Genomic DNA, 22224 nt, shown 5'->3' with positions numbered 1-22224 from the left:
ATGTGAACGGGACCATGCCGAACAGGGAAGAATTCTACCGCATCAAGCGCCTGCCGCCCTATGTCTTCGAACAGGTCAACACGCTGAAAGCCCGCGCCCGCGCGAACGGGGCGGACATCATCGATCTCGGCATGGGCAACCCGGACCTGCCCACGCCGGAACACATCAACCAGAAGCTCATCGAGACCGTCGGCAAGCCGCGCACCAACCGCTATTCGGCTTCCCGCGGGATCAAGGGGCTGCGCCGGGCCCAGGCCGCCTATTACGAACGCCGCTTTGGCGTGAAGCTGGACCCGGAAACGCAGGTGGTGGCCACGCTGGGATCCAAGGAGGGCTTCGCCAACATGGCGCAGGCGATTACCGCGCCGGGCGATGTCATTCTCGCTCCCAATCCCACCTATCCCATCCATGCCTTCGGCTTTCTCATCGCTGGCGGCACCATCCGCCAGGTGCCGGCCGAACCGGGCGAGGCTTTCCTGCGCGCGCTTTACCGGGCGGTGAATCATTCCGTGCCCAAGCCGCTGGCGGTGGTGCTCAACTATCCGTCCAATCCCACGGCTTATGTGGCCGATCTCGACTTTTATGCGGAGGTGATCCGTTTCGCCCGCGCGCATGATCTCATCGTGCTGTCCGATCTTGCCTATGCCGAGATCTATTTCACCGACGAGCCGCCCCCTTCCGTTTTGCAGGTGCCGGGGGCGATGGACGTGACGGTGGAATTCACCTCCCTGTCCAAGACCTATTCCATGCCCGGCTGGCGCATCGGCTTTGCCGTGGGCAACGAACGGCTGATCGCGGCACTGGCGCGGGTGAAGAGTTATCTGGACTATGGCGCCTTCACGCCCATACAGGTGGCGGCGACCGCGGCGCTGAACGGCCCGCAGGACTGTGTGGAGGAAACGCGGCGCATCTATCGCAGGCGCCGGGATGTTCTGGTGGAGAGCTTCGGCCGCGCCGGCTGGGAGATCCCGCCGCCACCGGCCACCATGTTCGCCTGGGCCCCGCTGCCGGAGCCGTTCAAGGACATGGGCTCGCTGGCCTTTGCCAAGCTGCTGCTGGAAGAGGCGGAGGTGGCCGTCTCGCCCGGCGTGGGATTTGGCGAGGACGGCGAGGGCTATGTGCGCATCGCCCTTGTGGAAAACGAGCAGCGCATCCGTCAGGCAGCGCGCAACATCCGGCGTTTTCTTGATCGCTATCGCAAGGACGGGCATAAGGCCCGGCAGGAGACAACGCCACAGGCCGCCGGCTGATCGACAAGCGGCCATGATCGGTCTAGAAGCGCTCACAGGGCGCTGAATCGTCTTAACGTCAGAACACGGGCGTTTGTTTTTGAAAGCGGCGAAGCGGCGTTTGAGAGTGGCGAAAATCTCGCGCGGATGAAGAGCGAGGGGTGGAGCGGGGCATGAGCGAAACATTGAAACTGGGGCTTGCCGGGCTGGGCACGGTCGGCGTTGGTGTGCTCGATCTTCTGCGGGCGCATCAGGATCTTCTGGCGCAGCGGGCCGGGCGGCGCATCGAGGTGGTGGCCGTCTCGGCGCGGTCGCGGCACAAGCCGCGCGGTGATCACGATCTTTCACGCTTTGCCTGGTATGACGACCCGGTGGAGATGGCGCGCAGCGCCGAGATTGACGTGCTCGTCGAACTCATCGGCGGCGAGGACGGCCCGGCCAAGGCGGCGGTGGAGGTGGCGCTTGCCAACGGCCGGCATGTGGTCACGGCCAACAAGGCCCTGCTTGCCCATCACGGCACCGCCTTGGCCCGCCTTGCCGAGGAAAAGGGCGTGGCCCTGAACTTCGAGGCGGCGGTGGCCGGCGGCATCCCCATCGTCAAGACCCTGCGCGAGGCTTTGTCCGGCAACCGCGTGCGCCGTGTTTTCGGCATTCTCAACGGCACCTGCAATTACATCCTCACCAAGATGGAGGAGGAGGAGCGGGATTTCGCCGATGTGCTGAAGGAAGCCCAGGAACTGGGCTATGCCGAGGCCGATCCCACCTTCGACATCGGCGGCTTCGATGCCGCGCACAAGCTGGCCATTCTCACTTCGCTCGCCTTCGGCACGGAGATTTCCTTCGCCGACGTCTACGTGGAAGGCATCGAGCATGTCACCCTGGCCGACATCCGCTATGCCCGCGAGCTTGGCTATCGCATCAAGCTGCTTGGCATTACCGTGGATACCGGCGAGGGCATCGAACAGCGGGTACATCCCACGCTGGTGCCCATCGGCTCGCCCATCGCCGAGATTTCCGGCGTGTTCAACGCGGTGGAGGTGCGGGGCGATTTCGTGGATGACGTGATGCTCTCCGGCCGTGGCGCGGGGGCGCATCCGACCGCTTCGGCCGTGGTGTCCGATATTGTGGATATCGCCCGTGGCATCGTGCTGCCGCCGCTTGGTATCCCGGCCGAACAGCTCACACCCCTGAAGCGAGCGCGCATGCGGGCGCATGAGGGCGGCTATTACGTGGCCATGGAGCTTTATGACCGCCCGGGCGAGATGGCCAAGATCGCGCGCGTGTTCGCCGATGCCAAAATTTCCATCGAGAGCATCGTGCAGAAGGGCCCGGGCATTGCCCGCTTCATGCCCGGGGCCGGAGAAGCGAAAGGCGAGACGCGGGAGACCGCGCCCTTCATTCTCATCACCCATGACACGACCGAACAGGCCATGCGCACCGCCATGGAGCGCATCGAGAAGGAAGGCTTATGCGCCGGTAAACCGCGCATGATTCGCATCGAGCGCCTCTAGCAAGCAGGGCGCGGCGTTCGCATGCCGCATGCAAAGGCAGCTGGCAAGGGAAATCTGAAAGGATACGACCTTAAAGCTAGGGAGCCCAGCAGAAGATGCTCAATCGCACCCTGACCATCGAGATCGCCCGCGTGACGGAAGCCACCGCCATTGCCGTGGCCAAACACCGGGGCCGTGGTGATGAACGCGCGGCGATGAAGGCGGCGGTTGAGGCCATGCACGATGCCCTCAACAGGCTGGACATTGACGGCGAGGTCGTGGTCGGCGAGGGCGACCGCAACGCGGTGTCGCATCTGTGGCTGGGCGAGAAGCTGGGGCAGGGCGGCATGCCGGTGGATATCGCCGCCGCGCCCCTGGAAGGAGCGACCCTGGCGGTGAAGGATCTGGCCGATGCCCTCTCTGTGGCGGCGGTGGCGGAGCGGGGCACACTATTAAAGGCGCCGCGCTGTTACATGGACAAGATCGCCATCGGCGGCGACTATCCGGAGGATCTCGTGGATCTTGATCTGCCACCGGCGGAGAACCTCAAGCGGCTGGCCGAGGCCAAGGGCGTGCCGGTTTCCGAGATCACCGTCTGCATTCTTGACCGGCCGCGGCACATGCGCCTCATCGATGAGGTGCGCGAGGCAGGCGCGGCGATCCGGCTGATTTCTGACGGTGACATTGCCGGCATCATTCACGTGACCGATCCGGAAGAGACCGGCATTGACATCTACATGGGATCGGGCGGCGCGCCGGAAGGGGTTCTGGCCGCGGCGGCGCTTGCCTGCATCGGCGGGCAGATGCAGGCGCGTTTTGTCGTGCGCTCCCGGGAGGATGCCCGCGCGATCGAGGCGGCGGGCATTGATCATCCCGATGCCAAGCTCACGCTGAAGGACATGGTGCGCGGAGACGTCATTTTCGCCGCCACCGGCATCACCGACGGCTCACTGCTGCGTGGCGTGCGCGTGCGCCCCGGTTATATCTCCACCCATTCCGTCTCCATGCGGGCAAAAACACGGACGGTTCGCTGGTCGCGCGCCCGGCGCCGCATCGATGACAACGGCGAGCTGTGCAACACCGTTTTATAGTCCTTGCTTTACGGCGCTTAGCTTCCGCAACAGCTGGCGTTTTCGTCATTGCCTTTCTTGCGCGCTTCCTGAACGGGCGGGCAGGGGACATCGCCATAGGAACAGAAGACGCAGCAGTCTCCCTCCTTCGGTTTCAGAAGAACGCCGCAGCCTGTGCATTCATAGAACCACTGACAGGCGTCCGTGGGCATTGTCTCGGTTTTCTTGTGGCCACAATGCGGGCAGGTGATGGTGGAGTGAAGAACGGGCGTGAATTCTGCCGGCATGGCCTGATTCCTTCCTGAAACTCATGACAAACTCTTCATGAGCCTCAGTTTCGCATGAATGGCCCAGGCAAGCCATGCACCTTTTCTTGAGCACTCATTTCGCCTCGGTGCACGTCCGGCTTGGGGATACTCGGCATCATCCATTGGTCGTAAAGCGGATTGCGATGTGATTCACATCAAAACTCCTGGTCATGTGTTGTGATGGAATGCTTACAAACCGATCCCTTTCCCGGATTCGGTTCCCATCGTGAAACGGCATGCAATTCCGGGGGCTTGTATGTCGGCCACCAAGGGATCAGGAGGTGGTCATGTCCATGTCGCTTTTGCCCCCGTCAGGACTGCGGCAAGTTGATAAAGCCACGGCTGTTTTTCTGTTTCTCCTCTTTGTGACTGTGGCTCTTGTGCGGGGCTTTGAGGGCCGGGCACAGGCCCAGACAGCGGGGCCGGTGATCTTTTCCGGTGATGCCGTTGTCAGCGGCTTTTCCGGCTCGGTGGTGCAGAACGGGGCTGCCTACATCGACGTGAACGGGGCCTCGCTGCGGATTTTCAATCTCAACGGATTGCCTTTGCCGCGCGGGCAGGTGATCACACCGCCGGTTCGCTTGTCCGTTCCGGCATCGGCCATTGGTCAGGTTTTCGGCCTGACTTTGGACAATGCCGACCCGCCCAATATCTATGCCGGCGCCACGTCTCTCTATGGACTGCCCATTGTCGGCCCTGACGCCAATGGCGATGGCCAGCCGGATGTTCTCACCGCGGGGCAGGCACAGGCCCGTTTCATGGACGGTCTTTTCGGCCCCGGCGGCGGGCCCGGCACCATCTGGAAGATCGATGGCCGCACCGGGCAGGCCACGCCGCTGCTTACCCTGAACAATTCCGGGCCGGGGATTGGCGATGTCGCCTTTGATCCCGCCCACTATCAGCTCTATGCCAGCGATCTCGACAGCGGCCTCATCTGGCGAGTGGATCTCGCGGGCAATATCCTCGGCAGTTACGATCATGGCCAGAACGGGCGGCCCGTGGCCGGGCTGCCTGCCGTGGCCGATGATGGTGTCACCGCTGACATCACGCAGGCCACCTTTGACCCCGCCAACCCCGCCACCTGGGGCTTTACCGATGTGAGGCGGCGCATCTGGGCGCTGGCCTATTACAACGGCCGGCTCTATTACAGCGTTGAGGACGGGCCGCAGATCTGGTCGGTGGGAATCACCAACACCGGTGATTTTGCCACTGACGCCCGGGTTGAGATCGCACAGGTGCCGGGCGGGCAGCCGGTGACCGACATTCTGTTCACGCCTCGGGGTGAGATGATTCTCGCTCAGCGGGGTGCTGTTTTGGGCGATCCCGCCTTCAACCGTCTGCATCAGGGCGGCAATGCCCGCGTTCTGCTCTATCGGCCTGATGGCCGCGGCGGCTGGCGTCTGCCGGCGGAGGAATATGCCGTGGGCTTTGCCGGGAACAACCGCAATGCCGCCGGCGGCATTGGCCTGTCCTGCGGCGGCATGCTGTGGATGACCGGCGATGATCTGCGCAACGATCCGGCGCTGGCCGCCACGCTGTCCATTGACGGGGCGCTGGAGGTGCACGGCCTGCAGGGCATGGATTCGCGCCTGACCCTGCCGCGCAATCAACCGCCCTGGGCGGCGCTCTATGTGGACTATGATGGACAGTTCGGCGATCCCGGCCGGGCCGGGGTGGTTGGCGATGTGGAAATCTATCGCTGGTGCACCGATGATGCCGGCCGCTATGACCGCGCCGAGAGCTGGCCGGGATGGGACGTGATCATCGACTGGCTGCCGCCGCCGGGATGGGCACCGCCGCCATGGTGGCCCACGACGCCGGATTTGCGCATCCAGAAAGATGACACCATGTGCACGCCCGATCCGGCCAATCCCGGCGATCTGCTGTGCACCTTCCGCATTGCCATCACCAACGTCTCAGGCGTCGCTTTTGCCGGAACGCTCATCTTGAGCGATACGGTGCCACCCAATGTGCAGTATGTGCCGCCTCCCGGCGGGTCCATCGGCTGGAGCTGCGGACAGCCGGGCGGCACGGGCACGCCCATCTCCTGCGCCAGCAATGCCTCCGTCTCCCTGGCGCCGGGCGCGAGCGTGACCCTGCTGCTCACCGTGCGCCGGCTGGCGGCCTTCCCCGGGCTGATCGTGCGCAACTGCGCCACGATCACCGTGCCTGCCGATCCGGCCGGCAACAATGACGATTGCGGCTGGGCCTATCCGCCGGGGCCGGATCTGGAGATGCACAAGACGCTTCGGGCCTGTGTGCCCGCACCCGGCGGTGCTGTGTGCAATTACTGGCTGGATGTTCTCAACGCCGGAAACGCTGCCTTCACCGGTACGCTGCACGTCAATGACATCCTGCCGGCCGGCAGCACCTTCATCGGTGTGGCCAGTGCCTCCAGCCCCGCCTGGACCTGCACGACAGCGGGCGGGCAGGTGGACTGCCTGCTACCGGGAACGACCCTGGCCCCGGGTGCCATGGCGTGGGTGGAGGTTTCCATCTTCGTGCCGGCGGGGGCGCCCGCAGGACAGCGCAATTGCGCCCGGCTGGGCATGCCGGAGCATGCTGCTGATCCGGATATCAACGGCAACAACCGGGCGTGTGCGCCGGTGGTCTCGCCCAAGGCCGGCCCGCCGATCGTGCTGCCGCAATGCCCGCCCGGCTGGTTGCGGCAGGCGCCGGGCTGGATTGCGCCTCCGGGCTGGCAGCGGCAGGTGATCACCCGCAACGGGCGGCAGATCGTCTGTGGCCGCAAGGCGCCACCGCCGCCTCCGCCGCCACCACCGCCGCCGGTGAAGCCGATTACCTGTCCGAACGGCTGGTGGCTTTATCCCTCGATCAATCAGGTGCCGCCGGGCTGGCGGGTGCAGCGGATTGGCACGGGCACGCGTCAGATCATCTGTGCACAGCCGGCTCCGCAGCCGCCGCAGCCACCGACGGGGCAGGGGTGTGCCCCGGGCGAGAAGGCCTATCGCACCCGCGCTGATGCACCGGCCGGCTGGCTGGTGCGCCCGGTGCGCACGCGCCGGGGCCGCACGCTGTGGTGCGCCCGGCCCGGGCCGCGGCGGCCTGCGTCCATCGCCTGCGGACGCGGCGAGCGCCCCTTTGCCTCACGGCGGGCGGTGCCGCCGGGCTGGCGGGTGAGAAGGGTGAGCCGCGGAGGTCAGGTGCTCTGGTGCGCCCGGCCCGGGCCGCGGCGGCCGGTGCCCTCCTGCGCGCGCGGCGAGCGGCGTTTTGCAAGCCGCAAAGCCATTCCGCGCGGCTGGCGGGGCAGGCTGGTGCGGCGCAACGGCGTGGCCTACTGGTGTGCCCGTCCGGTGCGCACGCGCCCGAAACCGCCGCGCAAGCCCCATTGCCCGCGCGGAACCCGGCTTTCTCACGGACGCTGCGTTCCCATCCGCCACAGGCCGCCCAAGCCGCGTCGGCCGCAGTGTCCGCCGGGAACCATTCCGGTGAAACATGGCTGCATGCAGATACCGCTTGTTACACCGGAGCCGCCGCATCATCCGCAGCCCGAACCGCATCATCCGAACTATCCGGTGGGGCCGGACAACGATTAAACAATGATGAAAAATACTCGGGGCCGGATAAAACTCCGGCCCCGATTTAGGGCGGGACTCATAAACATCCACTCACCTCCCTCAACCAGAGCCTGATGGAAGTGATGGTTATGGCGGCGAGATAGTTTCTGACGAGCTTGTCATAGCGCGTGGCGATGCGGCGGTAGTGCTTGATCCGATTGAAGAATCTCTCAACGGCATTGCGGAGCCGATAGATATGGCGGGGCACGCTGCTTTGATTTTTGCGATGCCGTCGGGAAGGGATATAGGCCGTGCCGCCCCGCTCTGTGATGTGCAAGATTACTGTGTCGGCGTCATAGTCTTTGTCCGCCACCACATGACAATTTTCCAGCAGAGCCTCGATCAGAACCGGCGCCATGCTGACGTCTGCATATTGCCCGGGCGTGGCCTTGATGACGAGGGGCGGTCCCTTCGCATTGGTGACCACATGGATCTTGGTCGTCAATCCGCCGTGTGAACGGCCGATGGCTTCGTCTTCCGCGCCCCCTTTTTTGCCCCCGCCGAATGCTGGTGGGCCCGAATGATGGAGCTATTTCTGTTTCTTTTTATTTTATTGGCTTTAGCTATCGGAATTTTCTTTCACAAGCTTCTCTGCAAACAATCGGTTACCTTCATCACGAAAAGCCTCAAAAGCGGCAATTAAACGATCGATCTTTCTCATCAACTCATTCTTTATTTTTTGAAATTGTTCGCGATGCTTTCTGTTCAATTCATCAAAATTATCCCAATACATAGTATAAATATCTCCGCGCATTCGATGAGGAAACAGATTCATAGATAAAAAATACACGACATCTGCCAATGCGTCGAAAAGTTCGCTTTCAAGCGTATCGAGTTTTTTGTGTAGATACTTCGGCTTTCTCTTACGAATTGAAGAGAGAACATAGAAAGCATTATGCAAGCTATCGGTGGCTCGACTTTCAATTGAATTCAATGGGGCTTCCCGAAAGTAGTGCAGATACACAGGATCTATCGCATTTATCACCGCCTCATATCGCTCTTTGTCCTGCTTGAACGGCCGGCGGGATTTCTGCCACGCATCGAATATGGTTTTGCTGAACCAACCGATCAAGCCTGCTAAGATATTCCAAATTCCATTTGGTATTTTATCCAGCCACTCCACGCTACCAGCCCTCCACGTCTTACATCGCTTGATGGAAAGCTTCCTTGATCAGGCGGGCCTTCCAAGTGTCTTCCGCCTGCCGCAGATTGGGCAAGTTGTTGGAGCCATTCACATAGATCGTGTTAAACTCGGAGCCCTGCGCCGACAGGGGGGCACTTCCGGAACCACTCGTCGAGCATCAGGCTGTCCTGCTCGAGATCACCGGTCAGCTTCCGCCAGACGCCCAGCGCTCCCTAATCACCACCCCAATCAGCACCTGTTTCAGACTCTCCTTTTCGGTCCAAGGCCCGATAAACGCTTTGCAATCATGAGCCGTTTTCCATTGTGAAATGATAGCTTTTGCACATCCGTAGCACAACATTACGGTTTGCACTTCTCCCATCCGAAATGCTGTTCGGAATGGAGCTGAGTTTTGAGTAGCAGAACGGTCAGGGTACAAATTCTGTAAACCAAGCTGTAAACCAGGTTGTTGATAATGGAGAGCGCTCCACCTAAGTCATTGAATTCATTGGCGACCCCGGGAGGATTCGAACCTCCGACCGACGGATTAGAAGTCCGTTGCTCTATCCAGCTGAGCTACGGGGCCGTATATGGGCGGCGCCTGGCTTGTGGATCCGGCCTTGTCCCTTATCTTCCGCCTCCTGCGTGGCGATCTGGGGTGCATCCATTCTCCTTGGACGCGCTGTTCAAGGTGACATAAAAGCTCCTAGTGCGTCCAGTTGCGCTTGCGGCCGAAGCGGAAATTGTCGGCATAGGCCTTGTGCTTCGGCCTGGGCGCATGTTCGGGCAGAACGCGATAGGGAATGCCATGCGCCTGGGCATAGGCTTCCGCCGCCTCACGGCTGGGAAAGCGCAAGGAAATCTGCCGGCGCACATCACGCATGGTCGTCCAGCCCATCAAGGGATCGCGGCCATAAGGGGCCTCCGGCTCAAATTCCAGCACCCAGGTCTCGCTGCGCGCCCTGCCGGACTGCATGGCGTTCTTCGATGGTCTGTAGATGCGCGCGAGCATGTCCTTCAGCCTCCGCCCTGAACATCGCCTGAACCCTTGGGCGATGCATGTCTCTGATACTGGTCGGGGCGGCAGGATTTGAACCTGCGACCCTCTGCTCCCAAAGCAGATGCGCTACCAGGCTGCGCTACGCCCCGGTTTTCTTCGAAGATCCCTTGCGTGAGCACAAGGCCCCGTCAGGATTTTCCAAACGAACCCGCATGCTGCATAGCAGATTTGCGCATGAGGCTGAAGAGGGATTTGCCGAAGGGTACACGCATTGCGCGCGCATGAGAGTTTTCACGCCCAGCGCGTTAACGCGGGGTTTACGACTGTCACCTAGCATGAGGGGGCGACATTTCGTGTGATGCGTCCAGGTGGGGACGGATGCACGGGGCGGAGACAAGGAACGGATCGACGCATCATGACTCAGGCACAGGCCATACAGGAGCGAGACGCCATTCGCACCGATACTCCGGAAAAAAGCCCGCCGGTCGTCACCATGCGGCTGAAAGGGCGTTTCATGCTGCCGGATCGCAGCGAGCATGCATGCACGGCCACGCGTCTTGATATCGAAACAGTGCAGCTTGAGGCCGACATCCTGCCCGAAGAAGGGGCGCTGCTCGTTCTTTATCTTGAAGACGTGGGCCGTCTGGAAGGGAAGGTCGTTCATCCCGATGAGGATGCGCCCATTGATGCGCAGAAGGCGAAGGCTGAAGAGGACAAGGCGGGCGATCACGCCGAAAAAAACGCCGAAGAGGGCGATGAACAAAACGAATCGGATGAGCGGAAGCGTTTTCATCTCGCCCTGAAGATGACGGCGAAGCGGCGCGAGAAGATGGTTCAGACCCTGGAATGGCTGAAGGCCAAGGCCGAAGGCCGCGCGCGGGAACGCCGCCGGCATCTGCGCATCGAGCCGCAGGATGGTCAGTCGCGCATCGTGCTTTCCGACGGGCGCAGCTATCCGTGCGAGGTGCTGGATATTTCCCTGTCCGGCGCCTCGGTGCGCATGGCGGTGCTGCCGGCCATCGGCACGCACGTGACCTTGGGCAAGATGCGCGGGCGGGTGGTGCGCCATCACGAATCGGGAATCGCCATCGAATTCGTGCAGACGGCGCGGCCCGAGATTCTCAAGCAGACCGTGCGTAAACTCTGATTCCGCTTGCGACTGGCCAAGCCCGGCAAGGCCTGCTAATGCCCGAAAGGAATCCGCGACTGCGCCTTTTGCGCTTTGCGCAACCTCTTTTTAGGGGCGCATGTGCATATGACACGGTGCGGATGATTGCAGGGATCAAGAGGGCAGGGGGCCTTGCCACATGCATGCCGTCGCCATTGTTGTTCTTGCTGCCGGGCTCGGCACCCGCATGAAGTCGCGCCGGCCGAAGGTGCTGCATGCCATCGCCGGGCGTGCGATGCTGGGTCATGTGCTGGATGCCGCAGCGGCGCTTGAACCCAATCCCGCGGTGGTGGTCACTGCGCCGGATGCGCCTGAGGTGCAGGCAGAAGCACAGCGCTGGCTGCCCGGCGCGATTACGGTTGCGCAAAAAGAGCGGCTGGGCACGGCGCACGCGGTCATGCAGGCTCTGCCTGAGCTTGCGCATTTTGAGGGCACGGTGCTCGTTCTTTATGGCGATGTGCCCCTGGTCCGTAGCGAGACGCTCAAACGCCTCGTTCAGGCGCGGAAGGAGCAGGGAGCCGATCTCGTCATCCTCGCCTTTACCGCCGCGGACCCGACAGGTTACGGCCGGCTGCTCCTCAATGATCAGGGCGATGTGACCGGCATTCGGGAAGAAGTTGATGCGACGGATGAAGAAAAAAAGATAAGACTTTGCAATTCCGGCATTATCGCCATTGATGCCGATCTGCTGCGCGCCTTGCTGCCCAGGGTCTCCAACGACAATGCCAAGGGCGAGTATTATCTCACCGACCTGGTGGCCATGGCTGCGGCGGAAGGGCGCAAGGTCGTTCATGTCCTTTGTGACGAGGAAGAGGTCATGGGCGTGAATGATCGCGTGCAGCTGGCCGCGGCGGAGGCCGCGATGCAGAACCGGCTGCGCCTTCAGGCCATGCGCGATGGCGCCACCTTTCAGGATCCTACTTCTGTTTTCCTGAGCTTTGACACGAAGCTTGCACCGGATGTGGTCATCGAGCCCTGGGTGTGGTTCGGCCCCGGTGTAACGGTGGGCGAGGGCGCGGTGATCCGGGCGCACAGTCACATCGAGCAGGCCACGATCGCCCCTCATGCCATGATCGGTCCTTTCGCGCGCCTGCGCCCCGGGGCGGAGATCGCCACAGGCGCCAAGATCGGCAATTTCGTCGAGGTGAAGAAGGCGACGGTGGAGGAAGGGGCGAAGGTCAATCACTTCACCTACATCGGCGATGCCCGTGTGGGCGCGCGGGCCAACATCGGCGCCGGCACCATCACCTGCAACTATGATGGCTTTTCCAAGCATTTCACCGACATCGGCGCGGAGGCCTTCATCGGCTCCAACTCTTCCCTGGTGGCGCCGGTGAAGATCGGCCGCGGCGCCTATGTCGGCTCAGGCAGCGTGATCACGGAGGATGTGCCGGAGGAGGCGCTGGCGCTGGCCCGCGCGCGGCAGGTGAACAAGCCGGGATGGGCGCGGCGCTTTCGTGAAAAGATGCGCGCGCTTGCCCGAAAAACGTCATGAATTGAGGGGCATGAATCAAACTACACAACACAAGACTGCTAACTTCCTCGTCACCCCGGCGAAAGCCGGGGTCTCGTGCCGCAAACTCATGCATTTGTGGCCTGAGATACCAGCTTTCGCAGGTATGACAATGTGTGTGCCGTGTGCATGAAATGAAGGTATTTGGTGCACGTGCCCGATTGTGTTGGGATATGTGCTTAGGTTTTTTGTAAATTAAGTACGGACGGTAGGGATCATGTGCGGCATCGTTGGCATCATCGGCACCGAGCCTGTGGCCATGCGCCTGTATGAGGCGTTAAAGCGGCTGGAATATCGCGGATACGATTCCGCCGGTATTGCGTTTCTGGAAGAGGGGCGTTTCAAGAGGCTGCGCGCCGCGGGCAAGCTCAACAACCTGCTTGCGCGCATTCAGGAAACCCCCAGCCAGGCCACAATCGGCATCGGGCACACCCGCTGGGCCACGCATGGCGCGCCAACGGAGGAGAATGCGCATCCGCACATCGCCGGATCCGTGGCCATCGTGCACAACGGCATCATCGAGAATTTCCAGGTGCTGAAGGCGCAGCTGGAAGAAGCCGGTGTGACGGTAAAGAGCGATACGGATACGGAGATCGTCGCCCATCTCATCGATCAGCGCCTGAAGGCGGGTGAGGCGCCACAGGAGGCGGTGCGCAGCGTTCTGAAGATGCTGGAAGGCGCGTTTGCCTTCGTCATCATGTTCGAGGGCGAGGATGATCTGCTGATTGCGGCGCGGCGCGGCTCGCCGCTTGCCATCGGCCATGGCGACGGTGAGATGTTCTTAGGCTCGGATGCCATTGCGCTGGCCCCGTTCACCTCGCGGGTGACCTATCTCGAGGACGGCGACATGGCCGTGGTGCGGCGCGACCGCCTCGATGTCTTCGACGAAGCGGGGCGGCAGGTGGTGCGCCCTTTAAGCTTCACCCAGGCCTCGGCCCTTCTGGTGGACAAGGGCGGCCACAGGCATTTCATGGCCAAGGAGATCGCCGAGCAGCCGGACGTGATCGGGCATACGCTGGCCGAATACGTGAATTTTCACGAGGGCAGGGTGACGCTGCCCGATATGCCCGTTGATCTTTCCGCCATCGATCGCATCACCATCACCGCCTGCGGCACCGCCCACTATGCGGGCATGGTGGCGAAATACTGGATTGAGCGTTTGGCGCGGCTGCCGGTGGAGGTGGATGTGGCCTCGGAGTTCCGCTATCGCGAGGCGCCGCTGAAGGAAGGGGGGCTTTCCCTAGTCATTTCGCAATCGGGCGAGACGGCGGACACGCTGGCGGCCCTGCGTTACTGCAAGGAGAAGGGGCAGGTGGTGGCCGCTGTCGTCAACGTGCCGGAATCCACCATCGCGCGGGAAAGCGACGTGATCCTGCGCACCTATGCCGGGCCGGAGATCGGCGTGGCCTCCACCAAGGCCTTTACCTGCCAGCTCGCGGTTCTGGCCGCCTTCGCCATTCATCTGGCACGCATGCGCGGCTGTATGGATGCGGATGAAGAAAAGCGCCTGGTGAAAACTTTAAGCGAGGTGCCGCGGCTGGTGGTGACCGCTCTCAAGCAGGATGCGCATATCGATACCGTGGCCCAGAAGATCGCCCATGCGCGCGACATCCTCTATCTCGGCCGTGGCATCAACTATCCCATCGCGCTGGAAGGGGCGCTGAAGCTGAAGGAGATCTCCTATATTCACGCCGAGGGCTATGCCGCCGGCGAGCTCAAGCACGGGCCCATCGCGCTCATTGACGAGAATGTGCCGGTGGTGGTCATCGCCCCGCGGGACAAGCTGTTTGACAAGACTGTCTCCAACATGCAGGAGGTGGCGGCGCGCGGCGCCCGCATCGTGCTGATCACGGACGAAGAAGGAGCCCGGGCCCATGGCGCAGAGGCCTTCGAGACCATCGCGGTGCCGGCAGCCGATCCCTTCGTCTCGCCGATCCTCTATGCCATCCCTGTGCAGCTTCTGGCCTATCACGCCGCCGTCTTCCTCGGCACGGACGTGGATCAGCCGCGCAACCTCGCCAAGTCGGTCACGGTGGAATGACAAAACCGTCCTGTATTGCGTCACAGCTACACCGTCATACCGGCGGAAGCTCATTGGTGTCCGAGGAAATTCAGGAAGTATGATATTGCCGTCAAATCGATCGAGAAAAAAGACTTTCCGTAAGTTAGGGGCTAGTTTCTTAACTCATTGAAAAACAAAAGAAAACGTCATTGCCGGGCCTTGTCCCGGCAATCCAGGGCCAGGAATGAGGCGTTTTTGGTGGGCGGTGGTGCTCACCAGCAGGCTTGATCTGGGCCGTATGCTTTTTGATTGGGAGGTCCCTTTCAAGGACAGAGCCCGAAAGAAGCGTTCCTGCCTGCCACTCCTGTATGCGTAAACCGCCCCTGGATGCCCGGGACACGCCCGGGCATGACGTAAGTACTTGATACTCAATAAAAAATAACAACCTCTCAAGTTTGGGGCAAAGGGGTAAGACTGCCTAGATAAACGCATCTGCGTAGCATGTAATCAATCACGCTCTTCGTAGCGAAAATCATTCACACACACAAAGCAATTTAAATTGGATACCAAGGGGCGGAAGACGGTATCTCAGGCCACAAATGCATGAATGAGTTTGAGACCCATGGCTTTCAGAAAGGCGGCAATGTGTGTGGTCTAACAAAACCCCGTGCAGGTGATAGGGGAGCTGTCGCCTGACAGGCCAAGAGGCGTTCTTGTGGCAGCTACACATATCCATCAATCGTATAAGATATATTATGGAAAATTTTTATATGGGACGGTGGGGCATCTCACGTTGCTTCCGTTTCCCCGGCGTGCGCATCCTGCTGCTGATTTTCCAGCCACTGCCTGAGCTGGCGCAGCAAGTCTGATGGTGTGTCGATGGGATATTTCAGGTGCGGCGTGATGTCTTCCGCATCATGGCCGTTCAGTTTCACGCCTTTCAGGCGTTCAGCGAGAACGGCCGGATCGCTGAGAGGAAATTCCAGCCCCCTGATCGCCTTGAGCACCTGGCTGGCCCAGTCAATGCCGAGAAGTTCGGCAAAGGATTCCATGAAGAAGCGCAGAACCCTTGGCTCTTCCAGCCCTTGCCGCACAAGCCTGTAGGCCTGTTTCGCCAGACCGCCCGCGATATGAACATGAATGTCCTTTTCCTCTTCTGCGATGTCCTGAACCTTCGCCAGCGCCAGGTCGGGATTGGCATGCAGCACGTTCTGCACGGTCGCGCGCGAAAGCCCCAGAAAGGCGGCGATTTCGTTCACTGATTTCAGCGCCTCCTCATGCAGCACGATGATATAGGATGCGCTCATCAGCGAATTGGCCCATGTCAGATGCCGCCGCTCCGCGAGCGTGCGCGGGCCGCCGACAAGATCAATGGTCTTGAGAAAGACCCGGAGCACAAGGGCCTCCAGGCTCTCATCACCGCTGACGGGTTGCATCTCCCTCATTGTCCCGATCCTTCTGCCGCTATGGATGGGCCGACTTGCAACAGGCCTTCCCGGGTGATCGTGAGAAAATGGGTGCGGGTATCGTGTCCGCACAGGCGTGATCCGTCGATGCGAAGGAATCGCACCATTTCTCCGATCGGTGCATGCCAGAGGCGCGACTGGGCAGCGGAGAGCACAATCTTCTTCGCCAGCACCAGGGTCACGTCCAGAATGTGGCTGACGGCAAAGCCACCGGCAGCTTCCGCCGAAAGCTCCTCATGTCCGGAGCGCTTCTGGGACGTCAGCACGGCCGTCAGGCCATTTTCCTTCACGAACTGGTATATCCGGCGCACAATGGACCGCGCCTGCATCTCACGGGCCTCATACAGCCCGGTCAGGGAATCGATGACCAGGTGCCGGGCCTTGACTTCCTCAAGGGCCGCTTTTGCCGTGGCAAGAAATGTTGGCAGATCTTCGCGCACGGCGTCATGCATTGCCGCATCGACGATGACGATGTTCTGCATCGCGTCTTTATCAATCCCCATGGCCAGCCGCCGCTGCTGCAGTGCCATGTCCACGAATGCCGCGGGGCTTTCCACGGTCACGAAGACAACGCCCTCGCCTCTTTGGGCCTGTGCCAGGCAGAATTGCTCTGCCAGGAGGCTTTTTCCCGTATCGGAAATGCCGGTGACATGAACCGCAGCTCCCCGCGGAAACCCGCCCAAGGGGCATGTCCGGGGGCCGTCCTCGCTGAATTCGACCCGATAGAAAAGCGCATCCAGGCCCGCCACGCCCGTGGGCACGCCCTCAAGCCGCAAACCGTGCCCTGATTGTCCGGCCCGTGATATGGCTTCCCGAATAACGCTCATGCCCGGCCGCCTTTGTGCGCTTTTTCGCCTGAATATGCCCCTTCAAGAAGGCATATAGGCAGCAAAGCGCCCATGCCAAGGGAAGCCACAGGGCCCCTTACGGAAAGAGATGGGCCGGTGCGGCCTCAATCTCCCGAGTTCGCGGATTGGGCGGCGAGATTGAGCCAGGTCTCCACCACCGTGTCCGGATTGAGCGAGATGCTCTCGATGCCGGCCTGCATCAGCCATACGGCGAAATCGGGATGATCCGACGGGCCCTGGCCGCAGATGCCCACATACTTGTTGGCGCGGCGGCAGGCGGAAATGGCCATGTCCAGCATTTTCAGCACCGCCGGGTCGCGCTCATCGAAGGCATCCGCCACCAGGCCGGAATCGCGATCAAGCCCCAGGGTGAGCTGCGTCATGTCATTGGAGCCGATGGAGAAGCCATCGAAGTGCTTCAGGAACTCATCCGCGAGCACGGCATTGGACGGCAGCTCGCACATCATGATGACGTCCAGCCCGTTCTTGCCGCGGTCAAGGCCGTTTTCCTTCAGGATTTCAAGTACTTTCGTGGCTTCCTTCAAGGTGCGCACGAAGGGGATCATCAGCTTGACGTTGGACAGGGCCATCTCCTCGCGCACATAGCGCATGGCGCGGCACTCAAGATCGAAGCAGGGCCGGAAGAACGCCGAGATATAGCGGCTGGCGCCGCGAAAACCGATCATCGGGTTTTCCTCTTCCGGCTCGAACTGCTGGCCGCCCAGGAGATTGGCGTATTCGTTCGACTTGAAGTCGGACATGCGCACGATCACCGGCTTGGGCCAGAAGGCCGCGGCGATGGTGGAGACCCCTTCCGCCAGGCGCTTGACGAAGAAGTCCACCGGGTCGCCATAGGGGGCAATGCGCGCTTCGATTTCGGCACGCGTCTTCTCATCCAGCGTTTCAAGCTCCAGAAGCGCCTTGGGATGAATGCCGATCATCTGGTTGATGATGAATTCAAGGCGTGCAAGCCCCACCCCCTCATTGGGCAGCTGGGCGAAATCGAAGGCGCGGTCAGGGTTGCCGACATTCATCATGATCTTGACCGGAATTTCCGGCATTTTCTCCAGCTCATGCACTTCGTGCTCGAAGGCGAGCCGGCCTTCATAGACGAATCCCTCCTCGCCCTCGGCGCAGGAGACAGTGACATCAATGCCGTCCGGCACCGTCTCGGTGGCATCGCCACAGCCGACCACCGCCGGAATGCCCAGCTCGCGCGCGATGATGGCGGCATGGCAGGTGCGGCCGCCGCGATTGGTGACGATGGCGGCCGCGCGCTTCATGATCGGCTCCCAGTCGGGATCGGTCATGTCGGTGATGAGGACATCCCCGTCCTCGAAGGCCTCCATCTCATCGGGGCTGTTGAGCAGCTTCGCCCGCCCCACGCCAATGCGGCTGCCCACGGCACGACCGGAGGCCAGCACCCTGCCCTTCTCCTTCAGGCGGAATTTCTCCACCACCTTCTTGCGGCTCTGCACCGTCTCCGGCCGCGCCTGCACGATGTAAAGCTGCCCGTCGATGCCGTCCTTGGCCCATTCCACGTCCATGGGCCGGCCATAGTGCTTCTCGATGGCAAGCCCCAGGCGCGCCAGCTCCATCACCTCCTCATCACTCAGGCAGAAGTGCCGGCGCTCCTCCTCGCTGGTGGGCACGATGCGCACGCGCTCCTCGCCGTCCTCGGCGAAGACCATCTTTTCTTCCTTCGCCCCCAGCGTGCGCCGCAAGATCGCCGGCCTGCCCTCTTCAAGGCCGTGCTTCCAGACATAGAACTCATCCGGGCCCACCGCGCCCTGCACCACCATCTCGCCCAGGCCATAACTGCCGGTGATGAACACCACGTCCTTAAAGCCGCTTTCGGTATCGATGGTGAACAGCACGCCACTTGAGGCGAGATCGGAGCGCACCATGCGCTGCACGCCAGCGGAGAGGGCCACGTCCATGTGCGAGAAGCCCTTGTCCACGCGGTAGGAAATGGCGCGATCGTTGAACAGCGAGGCGAAGACCTCGTGAATGGCCTTTTTCACGTTTTCAAGGCCGCGCACGTTCAACAGCGTTTCCTGCTGACCGGCGAAGGACGCCTCGGGCAGATCCTCGGCCGTGGCAGAGGAGCGCACCGCCCAGCTGGCGGAATCGGCATCCGGGATGGCCCGCCAGGCCTGTTCGATGGCCTTATCCAGCGCCGGCGGGAAAGGCGCTTGCATGATCCAGCCGCGGATATCGCTGCCGGCGGCGCGCAGGGCGGCGATATCATGCACATCGAGGTTCTCAAGGCGCCGGGCGATCTTCTCGTCCAGCCCGCTTTCCTTCAAAAACAGCCGATAGGCATGGGCCGTGGTGGCGAACCCGCCGGGCACGCGCACGCCGGCCTTGGTGAGATGCCGCAGCATTTCACCAAGCGAGGCGTTCTTGCCGCCCACCTCGGCCACGTCGTCCATGCCCACTTCATCCAGCCTGCGCACCAGTGCCGCCTGCCCGTTCGTCATGGTCTCATCCTCCGATGTGCCAGGTCATGCGCTGCCGTTGCCAAGACCGTTACCATTGCCATGTGTGCGCCGGTAATGTTTCAGGATATTGCCCGCCAGTTCCTCGATGGAGGTGGCGGTGCTGTCGAACACCGGAATGCGATTGTGCTGGAAAATGCGCTCCGCCGCCCGCACCTCGCGCCGACAGGCGGCCAGCGAGGCATATTCCGGGCTCGGCCGGCGCTTCATCCTGATTTCGGAAAGAGCCTTGGGATCAATGGTCAGGCCAATCAGCTTCTCCCGCCAGGGCGCGAGGGGCGCGGGCAAGGTTTCGCGTTCCAGCTCCTCGCCGGTGAGCGGATAGTTGCACGCCTTCAGCGAGAAATTCATGGCCAGATAGAGCGAAGTCGGTGTCTTGCCGCAGCGGGAAACACCGATGACAATGATCTCGGCCCGGTCATAGTCGCGCACCCGCACGCCATCATCATGGCTCAGCGCAAATTCGATGGCCTCGATGCGCCGCTGATAACGCTCATCGCCGAAGACATCGCGCGAATGGCCCAAGGTATGGGCGGATTTGGCGCCAAGCTCCTTTTCCAGCGGGCCGATGAAGGCGTTGAACAGATCAATGACGAAAGCCCCGGTCTCCTCGATCACGCGCTGGATGTCCTCCTTCACCAGGGTGCTGAAAACGATGGGGCGCGTGCCGGTTTTTGTCTGGGTTTCCCGGATGCGCTCCGCCGCCTTGTGCGCGCGTTCGATTGTATCGACGAAGGGGATGGTCTTGGTCTCGAAGGCGATGTCGCGAAACTGGGCAAGCAGGCTCTTGCCGTAGGACGAGGCGGTGAGACCCGTTCCGTCGGAAATGAAAAACACCTGTCTTTTCGGCTCACCGGCCATGACGGCTCGCTCCGCAATGAACATCGCCGTGCCTGTTGTGGGATTGTACGCAGGAGAGAACACCCCGGCCAGAAGGATCGCTCGCCAAGGTTTATTGCGCCAGATCGCGGCTTTGGCAACCGTCTTCGTCTTCGCCTTTTGGCGTGTATGGCATGAACATTTGATGTTCCGGCACGGCGCAGAACGGCCCCTTACGTTACTGGCGGGAAAAGACAAGGCCATAATGATAGGGTGGCAGCTCCACCTGTTTCTGAAGGGCAAAGCCCGCCTTTTCCACGATCGCGCACACAGCTGCGGGCGGCATGCGCAATTCCGTGGCGGGCCCGCGCGGGCGGCCGAGGACGCAGGTCTGTTCCCGGGGATGCGCGTGCCAGTTGACGATGACAAAAAGGCCACGGGGTTTAAGCACCCGGTGCACAACACGGGTGAGCGCCTCTTTCTCGGGCACGCCGTGGAAGGTGTTGGCGATGAAGACGAAATCCTGCGACTGCGGCGGCAGGGCCTTGTCCAGCTCCTGAGCGCAGCCGGTGATCCAGTTCACGGCAGGTGCGTTCAGGGCCTGCAGGCGCTTTTGGGCCGCGGCAATCATGGCCGGTTCGATGTCTATGGCCGTAACCCTGCCCGCGCCCAGAACCTGGGCCATGGGCAGAGTGAACCAGCCATAGCCGCAACAGAGATCCACCGCCTGCATGCCTTTTTGAAGCCCCAGGCGCTTCAGCACATGCTGCGGCTCGGCCCAGAGCATGCGCCACCAGTCCTCATCGGGCATGGATGTGGCGGGAAAGAAGCGCTCCCTGTCCGTCATGATCACTCCGGGATCACCAGTCATCATCGGTCATCTCAACACAGGCGCCCGCACAGAAAGTGAGCGGCAATCATGATGACAGAGACAGGCGAAAAGGCAAGCACGCTTAAGGTAGATGGAAGGCAAGAAGCTTCCGGCGATGGTAAACGGCTTGCGATACCGGCTTTCGCCAGTATGGCGACGGGGGTGTCGTGGCGTGTAGGGCAAGAGTTTAAAATGGATTTTACCGCCGGAAGGATGTTGTACATCCTTCCGGAACATTTCGGCGGGGTTTACAACCCCGCCCAAGGTATGGATTGGCGGGGTAATATACCCCGCCAAAACGTTCCGGAACGGGATAAAATCCCGTTCCGGCATTCGTGCTTACACTTTTAATGGTGAAAATCATTCACAAGGCATAGACTAATTTAGTTGGATACCACTGGGCTTTCGCCCGTATGACGATCATTATCGTGGCGTGTGGGGTGAGGGCTTACCCTGCCCTTTTAGCCGAAAACGTCCGGGGCCAGTTGCCAGATGATGACGAGGCCATAGGCGAAGGTGAGAAGACCGATGCCAAGCTGCAGGGCGGTATGATAGCGCGTCAGGCCGCGATTGGCGGTGGCGAGAAGCGGCAGGCTGATGATGACGGATACAATCCCCATGCCGAGCACCGAGCCCAGGCCGAACACGAGGATATAGAGCAGGCCCAGCGGCACGTTGTGAATGGTCTGCAGGGTCAGCAGCACCAGCGCGGCGGTGCCGGCGGCGCCATGCACCATGCCGACAATGAGGGCGCGCCAGGTCAGCCCGGAAACATGCACATGGTGATGGGGATCGCGATCGTGCGGCATGGTGCCGTCATGGGCATGGGCGTGAAAATGGCGGATGCCGTCTTCATGCTCGTGAACATGAAAGTGCACGCGGCGTTTGCGCATGCGCCGGATCACGTCCAGCCCGAGGATGACGAGCATGACGCCGACGATGAGCTCAAGGCCGCTGGCGAAACGCTCCGGCACGATGCCGTCCATGAACAGGACAACGGAGCCCAGCAGGAAAAGCGTGAGCGTATGACCCACGCCCCAGGTCATGCCCAGCTTCATGGTCTGGCGCACGGTCTCAGCCTGCGTGGCCATGGTGGCGACGGCGGCGAGATGATCGCTCTCCAGGGCATGGCGCATGCCGATGAGAAAGCCAAGCAACAGAACGGTGAGCGTTTCCAGCATGGCGGACATCCCCGATGATCGGCTCAAAAAGGCTTAAAAATGGCGCATTCCGCTCCG

Annotated in this window: 16 protein-coding genes, 2 tRNA genes and 1 pseudogene; 7 read left to right on the top strand and 12 right to left on the bottom strand. The window is 61.5% G+C overall.

What is annotated here, in order from left to right; genetic code table 11:
* Positions 1-14: 14 nt before the first annotated feature.
* The 3 genes from EK16_RS02750 to glpX all read left to right on the top strand — a co-directional run bounded on the left by EK16_RS02750 (position 15) and on the right by glpX (position 3810).
* Complete coding sequence (locus tag EK16_RS02750; RefSeq protein WP_051928822.1) at positions 15-1250, top strand: LL-diaminopimelate aminotransferase; 1236 nt, start codon at positions 15-17, stop codon at positions 1248-1250.
* Positions 1251-1402: 152 nt separating this feature from the next.
* Complete coding sequence (locus tag EK16_RS02745) at positions 1403-2740, top strand: homoserine dehydrogenase (RefSeq protein WP_038034464.1); 1338 nt, start codon at positions 1403-1405, stop codon at positions 2738-2740.
* Between the two features lie 95 nt (positions 2741-2835).
* Positions 2836-3810 (top strand): class II fructose-bisphosphatase, encoded by a 975-nt coding sequence (gene glpX / locus EK16_RS02740; protein ID WP_051928821.1) that lies wholly within the window; start codon positions 2836-2838, stop codon positions 3808-3810.
* A gap of 17 nt (positions 3811-3827) precedes the next feature.
* On the opposite strand, the gene EK16_RS02735 is transcribed toward glpX, so the two are convergent.
* Positions 3828-4076 (bottom strand): GDCCVxC domain-containing (seleno)protein, encoded by a 249-nt coding sequence (locus tag EK16_RS02735; RefSeq protein WP_038034461.1) that lies wholly within the window; start codon positions 4074-4076, stop codon positions 3828-3830.
* Positions 4077-4384: 308 nt separating this feature from the next.
* On the opposite strand from EK16_RS02735, the gene EK16_RS11310 reads away from it, so the two are divergent.
* Entirely contained in the window at positions 4385-7654 is a 3270-nt protein-coding gene (locus EK16_RS11310; protein ID WP_051928820.1) for a DUF11 domain-containing protein, read from the top strand.
* 58 nt (positions 7655-7712) lie between these two features.
* Here the strand turns inward: EK16_RS11310 and EK16_RS02725 are convergent.
* From EK16_RS02725 to EK16_RS02705, 5 genes and pseudogenes are all read right to left on the bottom strand, one after another.
* Positions 7713-8165 (bottom strand): annotated as a pseudogene (locus EK16_RS02725) (IS5 family transposase); the annotation flags it as partial.
* A 69-nt stretch (positions 8166-8234) separates the two neighbouring features.
* The gene (locus EK16_RS02720) at positions 8235-8798 is read right to left on the bottom strand and encodes a hypothetical protein (protein ID WP_038034456.1); all 564 of its coding nucleotides are present in this window, start codon (positions 8796-8798) and stop codon (positions 8235-8237) included.
* 509 nt (positions 8799-9307) lie between these two features.
* Positions 9308-9384: transfer RNA gene (locus EK16_RS02715), tRNA-Arg, on the bottom strand.
* Between the two features lie 120 nt (positions 9385-9504).
* Positions 9505-9810: an ETC complex I subunit gene (locus EK16_RS02710; protein WP_038034454.1), complete on the bottom strand. Its 306-nt coding sequence runs from the start codon at positions 9808-9810 to the stop codon at positions 9505-9507.
* 60 nt (positions 9811-9870) lie between these two features.
* Positions 9871-9947 (bottom strand) — tRNA-Pro (locus EK16_RS02705).
* A 266-nt stretch (positions 9948-10213) separates the two neighbouring features.
* On the opposite strand from EK16_RS02705, the gene EK16_RS11305 reads away from it, so the two are divergent.
* The 3 genes from EK16_RS11305 (at position 10214) to glmS (ending at position 14520) form a co-directional block, all read left to right on the top strand.
* The gene (locus tag EK16_RS11305) at positions 10214-10945 is read left to right on the top strand and encodes a PilZ domain-containing protein (protein WP_051928819.1); all 732 of its coding nucleotides are present in this window, start codon (positions 10214-10216) and stop codon (positions 10943-10945) included.
* Positions 10946-11105: 160 nt separating this feature from the next.
* Positions 11106-12461 (top strand): bifunctional UDP-N-acetylglucosamine diphosphorylase/glucosamine-1-phosphate N-acetyltransferase GlmU, encoded by a 1356-nt coding sequence (gene glmU / locus EK16_RS02695; RefSeq protein ID WP_038034451.1) that lies wholly within the window; start codon positions 11106-11108, stop codon positions 12459-12461.
* 235 nt (positions 12462-12696) lie between these two features.
* A complete protein-coding gene (glmS, locus tag EK16_RS02690) occupies positions 12697-14520 on the top strand; it encodes a glutamine--fructose-6-phosphate transaminase (isomerizing) (protein ID WP_038034446.1) in 1824 nt (607 codons plus the stop codon).
* Between the two features lie 749 nt (positions 14521-15269).
* Here glmS and EK16_RS02685 read toward each other — a convergent pair.
* The 6 genes from EK16_RS02685 to EK16_RS02655 form a co-directional block, all read right to left on the bottom strand.
* Positions 15270-15926 carry a hypothetical protein gene (locus tag EK16_RS02685; RefSeq protein WP_038034443.1) on the bottom strand — a complete coding sequence of 219 codons (657 nt, stop codon included), beginning with the start codon at positions 15924-15926 and terminating at the stop codon, positions 15270-15272.
* Positions 15923-16774 carry a KaiC domain-containing protein gene (locus EK16_RS02680; protein WP_051928818.1) on the bottom strand — a complete coding sequence of 284 codons (852 nt, stop codon included), beginning with the start codon at positions 16772-16774 and terminating at the stop codon, positions 15923-15925. Before EK16_RS02680 ends, EK16_RS02685 begins: the two co-directional genes overlap by 4 nt.
* Positions 16775-16899: 125 nt before the next feature.
* Complete coding sequence (gene ppsA / locus EK16_RS02675) at positions 16900-19278, bottom strand: phosphoenolpyruvate synthase (RefSeq protein WP_038034437.1); 2379 nt, start codon at positions 19276-19278, stop codon at positions 16900-16902.
* A gap of 24 nt (positions 19279-19302) precedes the next feature.
* Positions 19303-20157 carry a posphoenolpyruvate synthetase regulatory kinase/phosphorylase PpsR gene (locus EK16_RS02670; protein WP_051928832.1) on the bottom strand — a complete coding sequence of 285 codons (855 nt, stop codon included), beginning with the start codon at positions 20155-20157 and terminating at the stop codon, positions 19303-19305.
* Positions 20158-20353: 196 nt separating this feature from the next.
* Complete coding sequence (locus EK16_RS02665; RefSeq protein WP_038034433.1) at positions 20354-20962, bottom strand: class I SAM-dependent methyltransferase; 609 nt, start codon at positions 20960-20962, stop codon at positions 20354-20356.
* A 485-nt stretch (positions 20963-21447) separates the two neighbouring features.
* Entirely contained in the window at positions 21448-22167 is a 720-nt protein-coding gene (locus tag EK16_RS02655; RefSeq protein ID WP_038034558.1) for a sulfite exporter TauE/SafE family protein, read from the bottom strand.
* Positions 22168-22224 lie beyond the last annotated feature (57 nt).

This window comes from Thermopetrobacter sp. TC1 (assembly GCF_000746275.1).
In the GTDB taxonomy this organism is placed as follows: Bacteria; Pseudomonadota; Alphaproteobacteria; order Rhizobiales; family Aestuariivirgaceae; genus Thermopetrobacter.
The sequence above is the reverse complement of the archived record's forward strand: the minus strand, read 5'-3'. Positions and strand labels throughout refer to the sequence as shown.

Coding starts and splice junctions, on each gene's coding strand:
- EK16_RS02750 (WP_051928822.1), top strand. CDS start 15: ATGCCGAACAGGGAAGAATTCTACCGCATCAAGCGCCTGCCGCCCTAT.
- EK16_RS02745 (WP_038034464.1), top strand. CDS start 1,403: ATGAGCGAAACATTGAAACTGGGGCTTGCCGGGCTGGGCACGGTCGGC.
- glpX (WP_051928821.1), top strand. CDS start 2,836: ATGCTCAATCGCACCCTGACCATCGAGATCGCCCGCGTGACGGAAGCC.
- EK16_RS02735 (WP_038034461.1), bottom strand. CDS start 4,076: ATGCCGGCAGAATTCACGCCCGTTCTTCACTCCACCATCACCTGCCCG.
- EK16_RS11310 (WP_051928820.1), top strand. CDS start 4,385: ATGTCCATGTCGCTTTTGCCCCCGTCAGGACTGCGGCAAGTTGATAAA.
- EK16_RS02710 (WP_038034454.1), bottom strand. CDS start 9,810: ATGCTCGCGCGCATCTACAGACCATCGAAGAACGCCATGCAGTCCGGC.
- EK16_RS11305 (WP_051928819.1), top strand. CDS start 10,214: ATGACTCAGGCACAGGCCATACAGGAGCGAGACGCCATTCGCACCGAT.
- glmU (WP_038034451.1), top strand. CDS start 11,106: ATGCATGCCGTCGCCATTGTTGTTCTTGCTGCCGGGCTCGGCACCCGC.
- glmS (WP_038034446.1), top strand. CDS start 12,697: ATGTGCGGCATCGTTGGCATCATCGGCACCGAGCCTGTGGCCATGCGC.
- EK16_RS02685 (WP_038034443.1), bottom strand. CDS start 15,926: ATGAGGGAGATGCAACCCGTCAGCGGTGATGAGAGCCTGGAGGCCCTT.
- EK16_RS02680 (WP_051928818.1), bottom strand. CDS start 16,774: ATGAGCGTTATTCGGGAAGCCATATCACGGGCCGGACAATCAGGGCAC.
- ppsA (WP_038034437.1), bottom strand. CDS start 19,278: ATGACGAACGGGCAGGCGGCACTGGTGCGCAGGCTGGATGAAGTGGGC.
- EK16_RS02670 (WP_051928832.1), bottom strand. CDS start 20,157: ATGGCCGGTGAGCCGAAAAGACAGGTGTTTTTCATTTCCGACGGAACG.
- EK16_RS02665 (WP_038034433.1), bottom strand. CDS start 20,962: ATGACGGACAGGGAGCGCTTCTTTCCCGCCACATCCATGCCCGATGAG.
- EK16_RS02655 (WP_038034558.1), bottom strand. CDS start 22,167: ATGCTGGAAACGCTCACCGTTCTGTTGCTTGGCTTTCTCATCGGCATG.